General features: G+C 37.4%; 14 protein-coding genes. 5 read left to right on the top strand and 9 right to left on the bottom strand.

Going from position 1 to position 20,293, the window contains the following annotated elements; all coding sequences use genetic code 11:
• Nucleotides 1–799 precede the first annotated feature (799 nt).
• From ACFIKB_RS01430 to ACFIKB_RS01420, 3 genes are all read right to left on the bottom strand, one after another.
• Entirely contained in the window at nucleotides 800–1,522 is a 723-nt protein-coding gene (locus ACFIKB_RS01430; RefSeq protein WP_375636013.1) for a glycerophosphodiester phosphodiesterase, read from the bottom strand.
• Between the two features lie 76 nt (nucleotides 1,523–1,598).
• Complete coding sequence (guaA, locus tag ACFIKB_RS01425; RefSeq protein ID WP_375652675.1) at nucleotides 1,599–3,155, bottom strand: glutamine-hydrolyzing GMP synthase; 1,557 nt, start codon at nucleotides 3,153–3,155, stop codon at nucleotides 1,599–1,601.
• Between the two features lie 132 nt (nucleotides 3,156–3,287).
• A complete protein-coding gene (locus tag ACFIKB_RS01420) occupies nucleotides 3,288–4,574 on the bottom strand; it encodes an RsmB/NOP family class I SAM-dependent RNA methyltransferase (protein ID WP_375647144.1) in 1,287 nt (428 codons plus the stop codon).
• A 515-nt stretch (nucleotides 4,575–5,089) separates the two neighbouring features.
• Between ACFIKB_RS01420 and ACFIKB_RS01415 the strand changes: the two genes are divergently transcribed.
• Nucleotides 5,090–5,236, top strand: a complete 147-nt coding sequence (locus tag ACFIKB_RS01415; RefSeq protein WP_273722522.1) for a hypothetical protein — start codon at nucleotides 5,090–5,092, stop codon at nucleotides 5,234–5,236.
• Nucleotides 5,237–5,425: 189 nt separating this feature from the next.
• Here ACFIKB_RS01415 and guaB read toward each other — a convergent pair whose 3' ends face one another.
• The 3 genes from guaB to ACFIKB_RS01400 form a co-directional block, all read right to left on the bottom strand.
• The gene (gene guaB / locus ACFIKB_RS01410; RefSeq protein WP_012754596.1) at nucleotides 5,426–6,925 is read right to left on the bottom strand and encodes an IMP dehydrogenase; all 1,500 of its coding nucleotides are present in this window, start codon (nucleotides 6,923–6,925) and stop codon (nucleotides 5,426–5,428) included.
• Between the two features lie 144 nt (nucleotides 6,926–7,069).
• Complete coding sequence (locus ACFIKB_RS01405) at nucleotides 7,070–8,641, bottom strand: phospholipase D family protein (protein ID WP_375644648.1); 1,572 nt, start codon at nucleotides 8,639–8,641, stop codon at nucleotides 7,070–7,072.
• A gap of 401 nt (nucleotides 8,642–9,042) precedes the next feature.
• Nucleotides 9,043–10,428, bottom strand: a complete 1,386-nt coding sequence (locus ACFIKB_RS01400; RefSeq protein WP_375636017.1) for a sigma-54-dependent transcriptional regulator — start codon at nucleotides 10,426–10,428, stop codon at nucleotides 9,043–9,045.
• 253 nt (nucleotides 10,429–10,681) lie between these two features.
• On the opposite strand from ACFIKB_RS01400, the gene ACFIKB_RS01395 reads away from it, so the two are divergent.
• Nucleotides 10,682–11,041 (top strand): hypothetical protein, encoded by a 360-nt coding sequence (locus tag ACFIKB_RS01395; RefSeq protein WP_375636018.1) that lies wholly within the window; start codon nucleotides 10,682–10,684, stop codon nucleotides 11,039–11,041.
• 268 nt (nucleotides 11,042–11,309) lie between these two features.
• Here ACFIKB_RS01395 and ACFIKB_RS01390 read toward each other — a convergent pair whose 3' ends face one another.
• Entirely contained in the window at nucleotides 11,310–12,302 is a 993-nt protein-coding gene (locus ACFIKB_RS01390; protein ID WP_375636019.1) for an SIS domain-containing protein, read from the bottom strand.
• A gap of 39 nt (nucleotides 12,303–12,341) precedes the next feature.
• Nucleotides 12,342–13,232: a UTP--glucose-1-phosphate uridylyltransferase gene (locus ACFIKB_RS01385; protein WP_375636020.1), complete on the bottom strand. Its 891-nt coding sequence runs from the start codon at nucleotides 13,230–13,232 to the stop codon at nucleotides 12,342–12,344.
• 265 nt (nucleotides 13,233–13,497) lie between these two features.
• On the opposite strand from ACFIKB_RS01385, the gene ACFIKB_RS01380 reads away from it, so the two are divergent.
• Nucleotides 13,498–14,754, top strand: coding sequence for a lytic murein transglycosylase (locus ACFIKB_RS01380; protein ID WP_375652619.1), 1,257 nt, complete (start codon nucleotides 13,498–13,500; stop codon nucleotides 14,752–14,754).
• Nucleotides 14,755–14,768: 14 nt separating this feature from the next.
• Nucleotides 14,769–15,845, top strand: a complete 1,077-nt coding sequence (locus ACFIKB_RS01375) for an SGNH family hydrolase (protein ID WP_375636022.1) — start codon at nucleotides 14,769–14,771, stop codon at nucleotides 15,843–15,845.
• 162 nt (nucleotides 15,846–16,007) lie between these two features.
• On the opposite strand, the gene ACFIKB_RS01370 is transcribed toward ACFIKB_RS01375, so the two are convergent.
• Entirely contained in the window at nucleotides 16,008–18,032 is a 2,025-nt protein-coding gene (locus ACFIKB_RS01370) for a M3 family metallopeptidase (RefSeq protein ID WP_375652618.1), read from the bottom strand.
• Between the two features lie 541 nt (nucleotides 18,033–18,573).
• Here ACFIKB_RS01370 and mgtE point away from each other — a divergent pair.
• Nucleotides 18,574–19,950 (top strand): magnesium transporter, encoded by a 1,377-nt coding sequence (mgtE, locus tag ACFIKB_RS01365; RefSeq protein ID WP_375636024.1) that lies wholly within the window; start codon nucleotides 18,574–18,576, stop codon nucleotides 19,948–19,950.
• Nucleotides 19,951–20,293 lie beyond the last annotated feature (343 nt).

The raw sequence follows: 20,293 nt of genomic DNA, 5'->3' as shown, positions 1-20,293 counted from the left end.
AATGAATTTGTTTAAATTTATTCGTTTTCTTTTATAAGCTTTCTTATGTATTAACGAGATACGCGTTTGTAACTATCTGAAAAAAGTGAGATGGCTTAAATAAGCAAAGTCAATTGGTAAAAAGATATAGATCGTAAATGTCATTCAATGACTATTCTAATATCTGGATTTACTTTTTTTAAAAAGAATTATTTATTCTTTTGCTATTTGTCTTATAACTTTCGGCTTATAACTTTAACACGATGTTGCTACTGAATTTAACGAAGAGACAAATAGAATTTTTCTTAAAACTACGAAAATCATTTTGAAACGCTTAATAGTTCCTTTCCTGTAGTGAGATCACGCTCCTCACGCAAAGCAAAATGACATTGTATTACCAATTTCCATGCTGTTAAAAAATCTTTCAATACATCTACATTTCATGATAGCTCCTATAAAATAAGCCATAAAGCCTCTCCACTAAATTATATAAGACTTTTTGTATGCCATCATATGAGCCCCTAATGCTTCAACAAGTCTTGCATTTGAAATACGTTAAATAAATATTTTTATTCTTTTCTCAATAATTTTTTATCCACACACCAACCCTGCTTGTAATGTGTAAACGAATGATTTTGATTGATTCATTGTAAAAAGATTTGAAATAAGAAAATCTTACGTATTAAGATCTCTTATTCATATGAATGAACCATTAATTATCATTATAAATCAATGTATTATTGTTATATATTAGATAATTTTCTTCTTTCATTACGCTAGCTTTATGAGGATATATAGTTCCCTTTGTATTGATGTATTTTTACCTTTGTGCACGCAATTGCAATGCGAGATCGGGTTGATCTGTCGTAATATAATGTACAGGCATGTCAAGCCAATGTGATAACCGAGCTTTTCCATTAATTGTCCATACCCCTACAGTAAAACCAGCCTCAAGAGCTGATTCAATAAAGTCCTGTGAAACAATGGAGCCATCTAAACTTAGATCAGAATAACCTAATTGCTTCCATACAGAAAAATGACGGTACATATCACCTTCAAGATTATCAACACATGGACCAGATGGTATTCCTGCTTCAATAAAAGGACGAAGGATCAAAGGATCAAAACTAATTGCAGAAACCCGTTCTGATAAATTTCGGCTTTTTATTAGCGCAAGCGCTTTTTGGGATAATATTGTTTCACGCTCCACTTCACCACATGTCTTGATTTCAAGATGCAATGCAATATTCGTTGGTGCTAAAAGATCAAGCACCTCTTCTAATAAGGGAGGTGCTTCTTGGCTTCCTTTTACGCAGAGTTGTTTGCGTGTTTCATTATCAATGTCGTGAATATACCCCTTTTTTCCAACCAATTGGTCTAGACGGAAGTCGTGAAAGACAACCACTTCACCGCTTTTCAGCAAATGAACGTCGCATTCAACTTCATCAACACCTAACGCTATAGCATTATTAAATGCCGAAAGAGTATTTTCAGGATAAAGATGAGCTCCGCCACGGTGTGCAACAATTTTTTTCTCAGACATGCAAAATTCCACACTTCTCAATTTTAAACGATATTAGCGTACAGATTGCCAGATAAAGGCTTATCCTTCATTTTAATTATTCCCATTCAATAGTACTAGGAGGCTTTGAGGTTACATCATATACAACACGATTAATCCCTCTAACTTCGTTAATAATACGTGCTGCCGTCTTACCTAAAAACGCCATATCATAGGGATAAAAATCAGCAGTCATTCCATCTACAGATGTGACGGCACGAAGAGCACAAACAAATTCATAAGTGCGACCATCCCCCATCACGCCAACAGTTTGAACAGGAAGAAGAACAGCAAAAGCTTGCCAAATTTCGTCATAAAGACCGGCTTTACGGATTTCCTCAAGATAAATAGCATCTGCTTCACGTAAAATTTCTAATTTTTCACGGGTCACAGTACCTGGACAGCGAATTGCAAGACCTGGACCTGGAAAAGGATGGCGACCAATAAACTGCTCTGGTAATCCTAACTCTCGCCCTAGCAAGCGAACCTCATCCTTAAAGAGCTCACGCAACGGTTCTACAAGTTGCATATTCATCTGTTCTGGCAGCCCACCCACATTATGATGGCTTTTAATGGTTACCGTTTTACCAATAGCAGACACACTCTCAATAACATCTGGATAAAGTGTTCCTTGTGCTAAGAACTCTGCACCTCCTATTTTTTTAGTTTCTTCTTCAAAAACTTCAATAAAAAGGCGACCAATCGTTTTGCGCTTTTTTTCTGGATCTGTCTCACCCTCTAAAGCATTAAGAAATATATCGGCAGCATTAACGTGAATAAGCTCTATATTATAATGATCACGAAAGAGCGTGAGAACTTCTTCAGCTTCATTCTTGCGCATCAGCCCATGGTCTACCAAAATGCATGTCAGTTGATCTCCTATGGCTTCATGAAGGAGTACCGCTACAACAGATGAATCCACCCCCCCTGAAAGACCACAAATCACACGACTTTTCCCAACTTTTTGTCGTATCGTAGCAATTGCCTGCTCACGATAAGAAGCCATTGACCAACCACCTTTAATAGCAGAGATTTTATGAATAAAGTTTTGCAAAAGTTTTGTACCATCTGGTGTATGGATAACTTCAGGATGAAACTGTACTGCATAAAAATGTCTTTTTTCATCAGCAATAGCCGCATAGGGAGCTCCGTTTGAGGTCCCTATGACACGAAAACCTTCTGGTAAAGCTGCCACACGGTCACCATGGCTCATCCATACTTGATAACGAGAACCTTTTTCCCACACTCCATCAAAAAGAGCACTCTCTTCTTGCACTTCCAAAAAAGCACGCCCAAATTCACGCTCATGTCCAGCTTCAACCTTTCCTCCAAGCTGAACACACATGACTTGTTCACCATAGCAAATACCCAGAATCGGAATACCCGCCTCAAAAACTTCCATTGGAGCACGCGGAGAGCCCTCATCAATAACGGAATAAGGACTCCCTGATAAAATAATAGCTTTAGGATTTATGCGGCGCACAGCTTCTAAAGCCAATTGAAAAGGAGCAATTTCACAATATACCCCCATTGCTCGTACCCGTCGTGCAATAAGTTGTGTAACTTGTGAACCAAAGTCAATAATAAGAACCGTGTCTGGATGTGATATGCTCATAGAAAACCAATCAACAATTGTAAAAGAAAACTCATGCGAGTTATGATTCAATCTTTCTTTTTTCACAAGCCTATTTTCTTAAGAAAAAGATTATTCTCGTAAAATTTATGATAAAAAATGCAAAAATATGGATCAATGTTTTTTTTGCAACACAGATAAAAAGAACCCATCTGTTTGTGTTGTGGCCGGCGACAAAGTAAGTCCATAATTTGAAAAAACTGGTTGCACAGGAGAAAAACTAAAATGTTTCTGCCAAAGCGCTGGCATATCTATTGGAGCAAAATGAGAATGTTGTTGAAGGAAACGGGAAATTTGTTCCTCATTTTCATCTGTAAAGAGAGAACAGGTAATATAGACTAGGCGCCCATTTGGCTTAAGATAAGCTATCGCTTCATTCAAAATAGATCTCTGTTCTGTTTGGCGTTGTTTCACCTGTTCTAATGTTAAACGCCATTTCGCATCTGGACGACGACGCCATGTTCCTGTCCCACTACATGGTGCATCTAGTAGAACTCTATCCATCTGACCTGTTAATGGTTTTAATTCTTCTCTTTGCACTCGTATTTGTACATTACGAACACCAGCGCGTCGAAGACGATCAAAAATAGGAGCCAAACGAGCTTTGTCTGAATCATAGGCATAAATTTGCCCACGATTGTTCATATCGGAAGCTAAAGCTAATGTTTTACCCCCAGCACCTGCGCAATAATCTAATACCTGCATGCTTTCTCGCGCTTCCACAAGGTGAGCAACAATTTGAGATCCTAAATCCTGTATTTCAAAGTGTCCTTTTTGAAAAGCTGGTTCCACTTGAACATTAGGATGACGGTTAAACTTTTCAATCGGTGCAATTCTCAAAGCTTGCTCAAACCATGGCAAAGATTTAAGTTTGGTTTTTGCTAATTCTTTCAACACCTTTTCTGGTGTTGCCTTTAAGTTATTTACCCGTAGGTCTAAAGAAGGACGCGTTGCTAACGCAGCCGCTTCAGTGATCCAATTATCACCAAATAAAGGACGCAGATGCGCTTGACACCATTGCGGAATATCACCACGAATATAGTCTGGAGCATCCACTAATTGCTGACCTTGCCACGATTTACGCTGTTTAGCTCCTAATAACTGCGGCGCAAACCGATCTTCTGCTAACTCACCGTCAATTTGCTCCAGCGTCATTTTTCCAGAATCTAATAAGGCACCAAAAACGATATCTCGGATATCATCACTCTCCATACGCCATTGTAAAGAATAGCGTCGTCTTAAAACATCATAAACGATTGTGCCAATAGCTGCGCGATCACCTGCTCCAGCAAAGCGATGAGAAAGCCCCCAATCCTTTAAAGCTTCTCCTACTGGGCGATGCTTCATTTCTATCTCTTTGAGAACATCTATTGCTGCTTGCAAACGCCCACCTAATCGCATTCATTTCTCCCATTAAAATAATAAAATCTTAAATCATCTAAAAAAATAATATTATCTTCTTCTTGCCAATAAAACCTTCTCAAAACCATTAAAAATTTACATTCAACATTAAAATGATCTGATCATACTTTTTATAAGATCCAATATTAGAGTATCTAGATTTTTCCTTTCATCTTCTGCCCATTCACTTTTTATCCCTCTACCTCTTATACTAAAAGATACGCAGCCATCCATAAAGAACTTATTTCCGCCATGCATTACGAAAAAACAAACTCCTTAATTATTGCGTAAAATAAAATTTACGAGGATTATCTGAATAACAGAAAAAATCAAATATCTCCCATCTTTTTAGGGCTATCCATCTGAAAAAATAGAAAAAATCTTCTCATAAAATTAAACACGTCCATCTTACGTTCACCAAAAAATTAACTTTTTAGAAAATGCTTGGAACCACTATTTGGCATGACCGTTTTTACTCTACTGGCAACTGCCAGACAATTTAAAAGGAGAAAATAATGACTTATAATAATGGAAAAACAACTTCATCTAAAAGCCGTCATAACACAATGCCCTCAAACAACGGAAAGAAATCCGTCCAAAGTGATCAGACAAACACTCGCCAACGTGCGTCAAAGACAGGACGGAAGACTACAAAAAGTTAATTCTAATTTTATATAACTTATTTCATATAGTCTTAACAGAAAGAATTAGAGTTTTGACCTCTAATTCTTTCCTTTTTGGGATTATTACACCAAATCACAAACAGAAAAAAGCGCAGTCCCTCTTTCTTGTTCTCGGAAGATTTTATATTTATACGATATGACATTATGCTCTTATATCTTTAAATATCTTTAAACTGGCCCACGATAGTTTGGACTCTCCCGTGTGATAGAAACATCATGCGTATGACTTTCATGGAGTCCCGCATTCGTAATACGTACAAACGTTGCTTTTTCACGAAACTCTACGAGATCTTTTGCTCCAACATACCCCATTGAAGCACGAAGTCCACCAGCAAGCTGATGTAGAACTGATGCTATAGGCCCTTTATAAGCCACCTGCCCCTCCACACCTTCAGGAACCAACTTAAGTTCATCACGAACATCATCTTGAAAATAGCGATCTGCCGATCCTCGTGCCATAGCACCAACAGATCCCATACCACGATAGGCTTTAAAAGATCGACCTTGATAAAGATAAACTTCACCAGGACTTTCTTCTGTACCTGCTAAAAGAGATCCAATCATCGCTGCACAAGCCCCACCAGCTAAAGCTTTAGCAAAATCACCTGATGCTTTGATTCCACCATCTGCAATAATGGGAATGCCCGCTTTTTCAGCAACTTCTGCGGCATTCATAATAGCTGCAAGTTGAGGAACACCGACACCAGCAACAATACGCGTTGTGCAAATAGAGCCAGGACCAATACCAACTTTTACCGCATCTGCACCACTGTCAATCAATGCCTGCGTTGCTTGAGCGGTTGCTACGTTCCCAGCAATAACAGCTGGAGAGGAAGCCATCTTTTTAATTCGTTCAACAGTTTCTAGCACATGTTGAGAATGTCCATGCGCTGTATCAATGACCAACACATCAACACCCGCGTCTATGAGGCGTTCAGCACGCTCAATCCCTCCATTCCCAACACTACTGGCCGCTGCAGCACGCAAGCGCCCTTGAGAATCTTTAGCAGCATTTGGATTTAATTTTGCTTTTTCAATATCCTTAACTGTTATCAGTCCGACACAACGATTTTGTTCATCCACAACTAATAATTTTTCAATACGATGATGATGTAAAAGATATTTTGCTTCATTAAGTTGGACATTTTCACGCACTGTGATCAAATTTTCATGCGTCATTAATTCATAAATTTTTTGTTTTGGATCTGATGCGAAACGGACATCTCTATTGGTCAAAATGCCAACAAGTCGTCCCGCTGTCTCACCTTTAACACTATTTTCAACAACCGGAATACCTGAAATGCCATGAGAGCGCATCAAAGATTTCGCTTCTTCAAGTGTTGCATCTGGTCCAATTGTGACTGGATTAACAACCATACCAGATTCAAACTTTTTTACTTGGCGGACTTCTTCTGCCTGTTCTGCAGGAGACATATTACGATGAATAACCCCAAGACCTCCAGCTTGAGCCATAGCAATTGCCAAACGCGATTCTGTTACCGTATCCATTGCAGCAGAAAGCAATGGCAAATTGAGCTTAATATCCGCTGCAATGCGCGTACTGAGATCCACTTGACTAGGCATAACAAGAGAATGACCGGGCTGTAAAAGTACATCATCAAAAGTCAGTGCCAATGCACCTGTCCCCGTTTCAACAATCTTTGCCATAGCAAAATTCCTTTTATAATAAAACACCGCAAGGAGCTTTAAAATACAACTGCGGTTCTCATACATGGTAGATTGGCAAAAAATTATGCCATGCTACAAACAAAATGAAAAGAAAAATAAATATTTTTTTTGGTTTATAAAAATTTACAATTGTGATTCAATAGGTAACCAACTTATTATTTTTGCAAATGCGCGACGCCAAAAACTGCTTTCTGGCTCATGGTCAATGCTATATTTTTTTTCATTTTCAATAAAATCCCAATAAATACGATTATTATTACCAAGACGCAGATGATAGCTCATTTCCCCTGTGATTTCTTCAGAAAACAACAAATCTAATCTTGCTGTAATGGGAGCACATTCAAAAAGAATGCCCATTTCTGTATTTAATGATGCTGATCTTGGATCAAAATTTAAAGATCCAATAAAAGCTGTTTTACGATCAATTAAAAAAGCTTTGGCATGTAAACTTGCCTTACTCGATCGAAACAACCGTAACCCATGGGTGTTGCCCTCCGCTTTTAATTCATAAAGCTTAACACCACTTTTCAACAACGCCTTACGATACGATACATAACCACCATGCACCAATGCTACATCAGTAGCTGCTAAAGAATTCGTCAGAATTTTGACATCAACACCCTTTGAAACCAAATTACTAAAATTCTGCGTTCCAACCTTACCAGGAACAAAATAAGGTGACGTAATCTGAACCGTTTTTTGGGCATTTCCAATAACCTTTGAAAGTGCCTTCATAAGCCAATTGCTTGCTTTTTTACGCAATGCTTTTTCTGGAGGGTCAGAAAGAACAACAACTTTTTCTGCTAAAAATAACCGCCTTCCTGTTTGAATAAAACAATCAAAATTAATGTGCTCTTTGACATAATCTAAATAAACTTTTGCAACCTTGGAATCCCGAAATTTTTGTAATTTATCCTTCCAATAGCTAAGATCACTTGCGCTTTTAGGAACAACCAAAGTATGAATTGGCAAAACAACAGCACTATTCCAAAAATCATCAAAAATACTTTCCACCTTTTTAACAGAGGGTCCGATTAACATCAAATCTAAATCTCGAAAATGGGATTCTTCACCAGCATCAAAATAAGAATCTGCAAGATTACGTCCTCCTACAAAAGCGATCCTACCATCAACAATAAAAGCTTTATTATGCATTCTACGTGTAACAGTAATCGCCCGTAATATAATCTCTAAACCACGACGTAATCCACCTTTACGCGATCGTCCTGGATTAAACACTCTCACCTCGATATGAGGATGTTTATCTAGCGCAATATAAGCTGGATCACGTGCTTGAGCATTAATATCATCCAAAAGAAGCCGTACCCGAACACCCCGATCCGCTGCCTTAACTATTTCACTTAATAATAGACGCCCTGTTAAATCATCATCCCAAATATAATACATCAGATCAAGGCTACGCCCAGCCTCTGCAGCTCCTATTGCACGAACACAAAACGCATCCAAATTGCTGATAATGAGGGAAAGGGCATCTTTATCAATCCCCAATCCATTTTCTTCCTCAGCTAATTGACTAATGATACGATCAAGCTTAGTTTCATCTTTCTGAATAGGTAGCGCATAAGAACATTGCCCCCTAGCATTTTTCATAAAACGCCCATAGGTGTAGATTGCCAACATAGATGCAATAAAAAAAAAGAGGACAAAACCAATAACAATATGTAAAAGAGTCAAAGAGGACAAACTTTCTATTTTAAGCTATCGCATCATCAGTAATGCAAACGATAATACTAATCACTTTATCTTAACCGTGTAGCAGATAAAATGCCACCTCTTGCTTAAGAGAGTATAAATTTAATATTAATGATACAAAAATTTTAGCGGTAGTATTTAAAAGTTTTTAAAAATGCTTCTCTGCTTTAATAAATGTAAACTCAACTAAAATTGTATAAACTGAAACAGACGATTAAAATAGTCACATAAAATTTATATTTCATTTAAATCTACAAAATCATCCTCTATAGATAAATTTTACAATAAATGATTGTTTTCTTAAGCCCCCCACGGACTTTATCAAAATCCACTCTATTTTTTTGAAACTCATACTTGTCATGAAGAGAGATTTGTTATGAATTTTACTTTCTTTCTTGATTTCTTATTGCTCGCAATTCTTCCATTTTTCTATAAAGTGTAGAGCGACCAATATGAAGGCGGCGCGCAATCTCACTCATATGTCCTTTATAATGTTTAACCGCTTTCTCGATAATATCATGTTCCATCTCTGCAAAAGTACGCACATGCCCATCAGTATTCAAAAATTTTATAGATTCTTGTTCATTATCTTCTTGCATATTATCCTCAATGATATTGGGAACATTCATTAATGGATTTCCCATTAATTGCGGAAAATCTCGAACAGTTAATAACGGTCCTTCACTGAGTAAAATCGCACGAAATAAAAAGTTTTCAAGCTCATTTTTATTACCAGGCCAATCATACTGCATAAGCAAGGAAAGAGCAGATCCTGCTAAACCATGGACATGTGACCGCCCTGTTTCGGTGATAATACGATCAATCAAACGTTGTGTGATCTCTGGAAAATCATCCCTTAATTCTCGTAAAGCAGGGACGCTAATAGACAAGTGAGAAAATTGTTCAAACAAACTATGCAAAAAAAAGTTCTCTTTAACCAAATCCTTTAAACGCGATGTTGAAATAGCAATGATCCGAAAAGGGAAAAAATCTCCTTTTGTATCCCTTTCCCTTTCTTTAAGGTAATGAGCAAACCGTTTTTGCTGTATGGGCTCAAGTCGATCAATATCACAAAGGCAAAGTGTCCCTTTTTCAAGAGAAGAAACCAATGGTAGGAATTCTTTAAACCACTGCTGATTTTCTTCTTCTGGATCAACGATGGCTGAACATTGAAAGCGAATAAAAACACCTTCCGAGAATAATCCCTCATGATGAATAATCCGAGCTAATGTCTCACGTCCTGTTCCAACTTCCCCCTCTATCAAAAGATTCTGTAAAGAAGTTGCTGCTTGTCTCGATTGTTCTAACACTACCTGCATAGCTCTACTTTTTATGCAAAGATCAGAAAACCGTAAATGATTCTCTTTTTTTCGCCGAATATCTCGAACTTCATGCTCCAAGGCAGAAATAAGAGCAAGAATATCCAAAGTAACCCTTACGCGTAATAATGTTACTGGGTGGATCCAATAATCAATAGCTCCAGCTGTTAAAGCCTTCTGGAGTAAATTCTGATTCTCTTGTTGTGCTATAACGACAATAGGAACAGAAACACCAGCAACTCTAATCATTTTAATCAAATCGCTCACACTCAAATCACTCATAACGACATCAAGGAGTGCAAGCACAATGTTTTTACGCCTGTGTAAAAGATCAATCGTACGGAGACCATTTTCTGCTTCAATGACACGATAACCAAAACCTCGCAGCATAGCAGAAAGTTCTATACGTCTTCCATAATCTTCACTCGCAACAAGAATGGGACCAACCATAATGTCAATAATCTCCTTTGAGACTACTCAGCAGCTTAATATAAAAATTGTTGTAAACCATAAGAAATATTTCACCTCTTGTGTTTCACTTACGAACTTCATCAAGCTATTAATTAAATACAACATTAAGGCATTTTTTTCCATTTTTTTGCTTTTTCATTGATTTTCATCAAATTTTTCATATTGACTCATGGAGTAATTTAATAATGTTATAAAAACTAGAGAGCAAAATAATCTAAATAGAGTGCAATAAATGAAACATACCTATCATATTTTATGTCTTACAACTACCACCTTGCTGTTAAGTGCCTGTAGCTTTTCGCAATATTATAACTCAAATATGCCAACTGGAATTGATGGAAAATGGGTTGATGAGAATGGTATTATTTCTTCTTTCCACAATGGTGTTTTTGAAACGCGTGCAGCAGATACAGAAGAAAAACTATCAGAAGGGGCATATAATTATCTCAATGCCCAAAATATAGAAATTGAAATACGCTCTATTCTCCGTGGAACAATTTCTAGAGTCAATTGTACAATGTCATATGACGCCACACAACTTCTCTGCACCTCACATACAGGAGCACAGTTTTTCCTTAAGCGGAAATCTTAAACAACGTACAAGGGAAGCCTCTCTTAAGAACAGAGGGGGCACATACATTAAGCAGGAGGCGATCCTTTCTCCTCCTGATAGGAAATCCTCTCTAAAATACGCAAAGAGACTAATATAATCTTTATCCTGAAAATTTTCTAAACAGCGTAAAATAACCATTTTCTTCCACAGAATATCAGTAAAGTCACCTCACAATAAAACTGTGACTTTGTATCATTCAATCTATTTTAACCTAAAATAACATTTTATTTGATAGGGAAACTTTAATCTAGGCAGCGCCAATGCGCAAAAGATCATGAAAATGAACAATTCCTATCGGTTTTTTATCTTCAACCACGAAAAATGCACCAATATGATGATCATTAATGAAAGCTGTTGCTGCACCAACAAGTGTATTTGGTTTTACAACTTTAGGAGCCTTGGTCATCACCTCGTCAACATTAAATTTTGATAAATTAAAATGCATGTTACGTGCAAGATCGCCATCGGTTACAATTCCGATTAGTTCGCCTTCTTGATTCACAACACCAACACAACCAAAATGCTTTTCCACCAAAACATTCATCGCTTCAATCATAGATGTTCCCTGCATAACCAAAGGAATATTATCACCCTCGTGCATAATATCACACACGTATTTAAGGCTTGCACCAAGAGAACCACCAGGATGATATATTTTGAAATCCGTTGCGGTAAAACCACGCATTTCTAAAAGAGAAACCGCTAATGCATCTCCCATTGCCAATTGCATAATTGTTGAAGTGGTAGGAGCAAGCCCATGGGGGCAAGCCTCTTCTATCTTTGGTAATAATAAAACAATGTCAGCTTGTCGTCCTAATACAGAGCACTCACTTGATGTCATCGCAAGAAGGGGGATACGAAAACGCGCCGCATAACTGATAATACCACTTAACTCTTGAGTTTCACCAGACCATGATAAAGCAAGAATAACATCATCAGATCCAATCATACCAAGATCACCATGATTGGCTTCTGCAGCGTGAACAAAAAAGGCAGGCGTTCCAGTTGAAGCTAAAGTTGCTGCAATTTTTGTCCCTATATGACCACTTTTCCCAAGACCAGTAATTACCACATGTCCACGAGCATTTCTAATAGTTTGAACAGCCGCTTCAAAAGAAGAAGAAAGACTTCCCAGAAGAGCTTTTTCAAGGACTTCAAGCCCCTGCTTTTCACTGGCAAGTGTTTTAAGCGCTGATGCAACAGCACCTTGCAAAGCCATATGAGGAGACGGTGTTATCATAATCAAATTCGATCAATAAAATTAAATGAGAGATCTATATTATTTTTCAACATTAATGGTTTCCAGTAAATTTTTCAATGAGGCAGAAACATGGCTGTGCATATCAGCGCGTGCCAAAGAAAATGCAACGTTGGCTTCAATAAAACCAGCTTTAGAACCGCAATCAAAAGTGCGCCCTTCTACTTGCAACCCCCAAAAATCTTGTTCATTTGAAAGCCGTATCATAGCATCTGTTAATTGAATTTCATTTCCTGTTCCTCGTTCTTGAGTGGAAAGAATATTAAAAATTTCTGGCTGCAAAATATAACGTCCATTGATGTACAAATTTGATGGTGCCGTTCCTAGCACTGGTTTTTCTACCATTTTTGTGATTTTAAAACCATTGGCAATCTGTTTACCTTTGCCAACTATACCGTATTTATGTGCTTCCTCAAGATCGCATTCCTGAACTGCAATAATATTTCCCCCCCCCACCTTTTCATAAAGACGAATCATCTCAGAAAGACATCCCTTTTTGGCTTGAATCAGCATATCGGGTAATAACAAAGCAAAAGGTTCCCCTGCAACTAATTCACGCGCACACCAAAGAGCATGCCCTAATCCCAAAGGTTGCTGTTGCCGAGTGAAAGAAGTTGACCCTGGTAATGGCTGTAAACGGTATAAATGTGCAAGATCTTCTTTCTTTCCACATTCAGCAAGTGTCGTGTATAATTCAACTTGCGCATCAAAATAATCCTCAATGACTGCTTTGTTACGTCCAGTCACAAAAATAAAATGCTCAATACCAGCCTCCCTCGCCTCATCCACAACATATTGAATAACAGGTTTATCAACAACTGTTAGCATTTCTTTAGGAATTGTTTTTGTCGCAGGAAGAAAACGCGTACCAAGACCTGCTACTGGAAATACAGCTTTCCGGATTTTACGCACACTCATCCTCCTCAATGAATTCATATATTTTTTGTTTTATTTAACATATGTTTTTACGAAATGGTAAAAAAGATATCTTATTGTTTTGATTATCATTATAATGGACAATCAAAAATGTAAAAGAGAATATGAGAATTTATTGCAAAGATTAAAATGAATTATTTATTTTAGTTTTCTCCTCTTCTTGATCATATTATCGATTCAACTAAATACAAGATAAAGTTATTGCACATCTAATAAATTGAATATTAATGGGGATTTCAAAATGCAAAAAACAGAATTGAAGACTTTCTCTTTTTTAGAGAAGTCAATAACTTGGAGAACTCTTCTCACTGGCTCTGCCGTTATTTTTTCTGCTTTTTTAATGTTTTTTGTATCCCTTTCATATGCTGATAGCGGATTTAAACACTGGATTAAAGAATTTAAAAAAATAGCTATTTCTCACAATATTACCCCTTCTACGTTTCATATGGCATTTAAAGGTGTTAATGCCATTGATCCAGAAGTTCTAAAAAGCGCCGCATACCAACCAGAATTTGTTGCTCCTTCATGGAACTATTTCGATAATCGTATCCATGATATTGCAATTGTAGAAGGACGGCGCCAAACTCAAAAATGGAACAAATGGCTTCTTCAAATTGAAAAACGTTTTGGTGTTGACCGCAATATTCTGCTTGCTATTTGGTCAATGGAAAGCAACTATGGGAAAGTTTTAGCCAATAAAAGTGTAATGCGTGATACCATTCGCTCTCTTGCAACTCTAGCCTATGCTGATAAAAAACGTGCAAAATATGCACATACACAGCTGATTGCTGCTATGAAAATTTTACAAAGTGGCGAAATTAAACGCTCTCAACTCACTGGATCTTGGGCCGGTGCATTGGGGCATACACAATTTATTCCAAGCAGTTATCTCGCCTATGCAGTTGATATGGACCAGGATGGACGGCGTGATATCTGGAACTCTGTTCCAGATGCTCTGGCTACTGCTGCTAACCTTCTCCACAAAAATGGCTGGCAACCTAATCTTATTTGGGGAGTAGAGGTAAAAGTGCCGCAGGGGAAAAACCTTCCTGAAGGGTGGTATTCCTTTGAGCAATGGAAAAAATTAGGTGTAAAACACGCAAATGGGCATCCTCTTCCTACATTAGCTGAACAAGCAATATTAAAATATCCAGATGGAGCAAAAGGACCTATATTTTTAGTCACAAAAAATTTCTTTGTTCTGAAACATTATAATAATGCAGATCGTTATGCGTTTGCTGTTGCTCTTCTTGCTGATCGCATCGCTGGACATCCTGGATTGGTGCATGATTGGCAAAGACCTTTTCAACCTCTTACTTTCCAAGAATGCAAAGAACTGCAATCTCGCTTAAGTGCACTGGGCTATTATAAAGGGAATGTTGATGGAAAAATCGGAACAGCTTCTCGCAAAGCAATTAAAGCCTTTCAACTACGTCACGGTCTAAAAGCAAATGGATATCCATCATCTCAAGTGCTTTTTCTCCTGCGCAAACAATAATGGAGACTAAGGTTTTGTCTTCTGTTCGCCTGATATACTTGACATTATTGCTATTTTCACTTTCTATTGTGGGGCTCATACAGCCATCCCCAAGTAAAGCAACGAACTTCTTCAAATGGTTATCACAACATAACAAACAGACGCAACAACCACCGCAAATTATAGAACAAAAAATAGACAAGCCGCAAAAAAAGATCGTAACACAAAAAAATATACAAAAGCTAAAAAATGAGAATGCAAAGCGCATTCTTGTCATAGGGGATTTTACAGCTTCTGCTGTTGCCGATGCACTTAAGAAGTTTTTTATAAATAATAGCGATATCGTTATCATGAACAACGCAATGCCAGCTTCCGGCTTAGTTCGAACGGATTATTATTCTTGGCAAAGCAATATTTCTAAACTCATTGATCAAAATAACCCCGATGTTATTATCATGATGATCGGTGCAAATGATAATCAACCAATCACAGACTCTTATAGCACAATTAACACAGATCAATCAGAATGGATGCACATCTACAAACAAAGAATTATCGAAATTGCTGAAAGTCTTCATGCCTCTGGAAAATCATGGATATGGATAAGTCAGCCTTCTTTTGGAAATGACCTTTTGACACAAAAAATGAAAATTTTTAATGCGCTCTACAAACAAGAAACAGAAACAGCAGGAGGATATTTCCTCGATATCTGGAGCGGCTTTAGTGATGAAGAAGGAAATTTTTCTTTTTCAGGCTATGATATTAATGGAAAAATAACCAAATTACGCACCAATAATGGCATGCATTTCACCTCTGAAGGAAAGAAAAAACTTGCCTCTTATTTAGAAAAACCATTGAAAAATATTTTAAATTTTTATGCCTTTTCTCATGAAAATCCTTACTCAACCGATCAAGTTATTCAAAAACTTATACAAGAATCAGAGAATAAAGAGCGGAGTAATATTATGCGTCAGCCTCCAATGAGCCTCGATGATATGGCACAACAAAACACTCACCTTTTAGGCAAAAGAAAGTCAAGTTTTATAAAAAAATCATGGTTTCCATCAAATGGGCATCAAAAAGATCGAGCTGATAATTTTTCTTTCCCATAATGTCTCTTAAAAATACAAAATCTAATTTCCTCCGTAAACAAAAAGCAAATAAGATAAAAAACTCTGTTTACAGAGCTATGGTGAAGAGAAAATTTGCATAAATCACAACTGCATTTTTCGAATAATATGAAAACGGCATGGTATTAACCATACCGTTATATCTTATAGTCCACGTTTGTTAATCATTGCCTCTGGTAAAGGCATCCGTCCCCGAAAAGCTTTATAAAGCTCCTCTGGATCACGACTTCCCCCAGCAGAGTAAATAAAACGTTTCAACTTATCAGCAAGCTCTGAATTAAAAACATCTCCCGTTTCTTCAAAAGCCTGAAAAGCATCAGCATCAAGGACTTCCGACCACATATAAGAATAGTAACCAGCGGCGTAACCATCACCTGAAAATATATGCGTAAAATGTGGAGGACGATGGCGCATAATAATTGTATCAGGCATTTGCAGCTTTTCTAATTCTTGGCGTTCAAACACTGTTGGATCAGTTACCTTTTGTCCTTTATGAAAAGCCATATCTACAAGAGCTGATGAAGTAAATTCAACTGCAGCAAAGCCAGCATTAAATGTCTGTGCTGACAAAACCTTATCCATTAATACTTGCGGCATAGGATGTCCTGTTTTTGCATGCGTAGCATAAGTTTGTAAAATCTTTGGTACAGTTAACCAATGTTCGTAAAGTTGAGAAGGCAGCTCAACAAAATCACGCGAAACCGATGTTCCCGATACAGATGGCCATGTGACATCAGAAAGCAAACCATGCAATGCATGCCCAAATTCGTGGAAAAGCGTACGCGCATCATCGAGTGATAAAAGAGCAACCTCCCCTTTAGAAGGTTTAGCAAAATTACAAACATTGTAGATAATAGGCTTTTGTCCGCCATCCAATTTATATTGTGATTGCAAACTACTCATCCACGCACCGGACCGTTTTGAAGAACGTGCAAAATAATCACCAATGAAATGCCCAAGTAGACTTCCATCAGACTTTTTTACTTCCCACAAACGTGCATCAGGATGCCAAAGTGCAACAGCGTTTTTTTCTTCAAATGTAATGCCAAAGAGTTTTTCTGCTACCCCAAAAGCCGCTTTAATCATACGATCAAGCTGAAAATAATATTTAATCTCAGCGCTATCGAAAGAAAGTTTTTCAGTGCGAAGTTTTTCAGCATAATAACGCCAATCCCAAGCCGCTAAAGATTCATTGCTGCCCTGATTGTTGGCAAAATTTTGTAATTCAATTTGCTCAGTAGAAGCCTTCGCTCTTGCGCGCTCCCATACAGGCATAAGCAAATCCATAACGGAATCAACACTTTTAGCCATGGTATTATCGAGTTTCAAATCTGCGAAAGATTTATATCCTAATAATTTAGCCTGCTCATCTCGAAGCGCAACAATCTCTACAATAATTGTTTTATTATCATTCTTGTTATTATTTTCACCACGTTTAGCCCAAGCTTGGAATGCAACCTCACGCAAATCACGACGATCAGAGAATTTTAAAAAAGGTTCAACAATCGAACGTGCTAGTGTTAATGCATACGCTTCTTCATTACCTCTTTCACACGAAATTTCCTTCATTGAATCAATGAGATCTTGCGGTAAACCAGATAAGTCGGTCTGTTTTAAAAACAGAATCCATTCAGCTTCATCATTTAAGACATTTTGTCCAAAAGTAGCATTTAAAAAAGCAAGTCTTTCATTAATTTCCAAAAGCCGTTTCTTAGCTTTTTCATCGAGTTTTGCCCCACGACAAACAAACTTTTTCCACCATAATTCAAGAACACGTGTTGTTTCACTCTCAAATATGCCCAGCTGCGACTGTTTATAAAGCGCATCTATTTTCGCAAATATCCGTGCATCCATCATCATTTTTGAAGAATACCGAGAAAGTTTTACAACGAACTCTTGCTCTAGCTGTTGAATTAATACATTCGTATGAGCACTGGTGCGCAAGAAAAATATTGAACAGACACGATCAAGCGCTTTGCCACAAAGCTCAAAAGGCTGAAAAAAATTCTCAAGCGTTGGTGGTTCTTGCACCATCGCAATCGCCTCTAGTTCTTCTTCGGCTTCTTGAAGTGCCTGTTCAAAAGCGGGTTTAAAATCTTCATCACTGATAGAAGAAAAATCAGGAAGACCTGAAAATCCCTTCCAGTCCAGCATTGCTGCTTTTGTCATAATACTTTATGTCTCCATTATAAATTTAAGCTGTAACGATTATCTTTACGACACAAATTGATAATATACTAAAACTATTTCGTGAGTTTCAAAACGACCTTTCCAAACGCTATTGAATAAAAAACTAGAAATCGTAAAATTCTTTCATTTCAAAACATATTATATTGGAGAAATAAAGATTATTCGCTCGCACACCACAATAGAATTGCATATTAATAAAAACACTTGAAGAAAGGCATAATCTCCACTCTTTACAAAATATTGCTGTAGATTCTTTTGAAAATCACAAAACTACATTAAAGAAATGATGGTAAAAATCAGAACTGATTTTTATATTATATTATCCTCAAATTAAGCTGTATTCTCGTTTTAGTGATTCAGAAACTTGTTTATAACTTATAATTCACCCTTGACTTTACTTCAAATATTAACAATTGGGAATATAGCTGGGGAGTTTTTTTAAATCTTCCATAAACTTTTGTTTTTATCTCATCTATTATCTAGATTTACAACTCTCCAACTCTTCAGGAGGTACTTTATCATGACTGAAATTAAAACGACCTTCGACTTCAAAAATTTTTCTCCTGAAGCTCTCGCTGAAAAGTTAAAAAATCAGCATTTTGCAGACTCTATTGATATCATCAATGACCTCGATATCATGGAACGTGTAACCATTCTTAGTCTTCTGCCTCTTGATTATGTTATCGAACTTTTTGATAAACCCGAGCTTGAGCAACCTGCTTCCATCCTAGAACTTCTCCCTATAAATCGTGCTGTTGAAATTCTTGATGGCATGTCTGCCGATGCTGCTGCAGACGTCTTTCAAGAAATGGATAAAGAAACCCGCACACGACTTTATGCCTTGCTTAAACCCTTAACGCGCGCTGAACTTAAGAAACTCACCAGTTATCCTGATCATACAGCAGGGGCACTGATGACAACAGAGTTTATAGCCGTTCCTTCAAACTGGACTATACAAAAAACTTTGGATCACATTCGTGAGGTCGAGCGAACACGTGAAACCGTTTATACCAGCTATGTAATTGACCCTAAAACAGGTATTCTTCTCAAAGCTGTTTCACTGCGTAACCTTATTCTTGCCTCACCTGATGAACAAATTCTTAATGTCCCTACCCATGACTCGCCCATTACAATATCGCCCTTCACACATCATGAAGACATCGCACGCCTTTTCCAGCGCCATGATCTTCTCTCTGTGCCTGTAGTTGATGAAAGTAACCATGTCATTGGCATTGTAACCGTCGATGACGTTCTTGATACTATGGTTGATGAGATGAATGAAGATGCCTATAAATTTGGGGGTATGGAAGCGCTTAATAAGCCCTATATGCAAATTAAGTTTCCTGAAATGATGAAAAAACGCGGCGGATGGCTCGCTTTACTCTTTGTCGGTGAAATGCTGACAGCAAGTGCTATGCAACATTTCGAAACAGAACTCGAAAAAGCGATTATTCTTACACTGTTCATACCTCTCATTATGAGCTCAGGAGGAAATTCCGGCTCACAGGCTACATCCCTTATTATCCGTGCATTGGCTTTACGTGAACTCACGTTGAAAGACTGGTGGAAAGTGTTCATTCGTGAAATTCCAACAGGACTATCTCTTGGTCTCTTACTCGGAATTATTGGCATTACGCGCATTGCTATTTGGCAACAATTCGGTATCTACGACTATGGGCAACATTGGATTGCTGTTTCGACAACAGTAGGTACAGCTTTAGTCGGAATCGTTACCTTTGGTTCTCTTTCTGGATCTATGCTGCCTTTTATTCTTAAAGGTTTAAAATTTGATCCAGCAAGTGCTTCTGCGCCTTTTGTGGCAACTTTAGTAGATGTCATGGGCATTATAATCTATTTTTCTGTAGCTTCCATCATTTTGTCAGGAACTCTTCTTTAAACATGTAAAGTAAAAACTCTTTCTTCTGGAAAGACTTTGTCATGTAACCTAAGATCTTTCCAGAAGAGAATAAGCTCCATTAATTTATTTTCTAGCGCATCGCTCCATAGACAATTTATTATTTTTATTGAATAACAGCTCCGAATATCGTAAATTTGCCTCATCATAAAGCTTCTCATATTAAATGAATTAAAGTTATCTTCTTGCCTGTCACAAAGGGGATTGGTGTATAGCTAAAAACTATTCAAGAAAAAATTAAATACTTCTTATATCCTCTCTCTCGCATCAAAAACTGTTGCAATATTGACAGCTGAGAAAGAATAATAATGATATGCTCAATAGG

The sequence above is a fragment of the Bartonella sp. MR110HLJHH genome, assembly GCF_042194225.1.
GTDB lineage: Bacteria > Pseudomonadota > Alphaproteobacteria > Rhizobiales > Rhizobiaceae > Bartonella > Bartonella grahamii.
The sequence above is the reverse complement of the archived record's forward strand: the minus strand, read 5'-3'. Positions and strand labels throughout refer to the sequence as shown.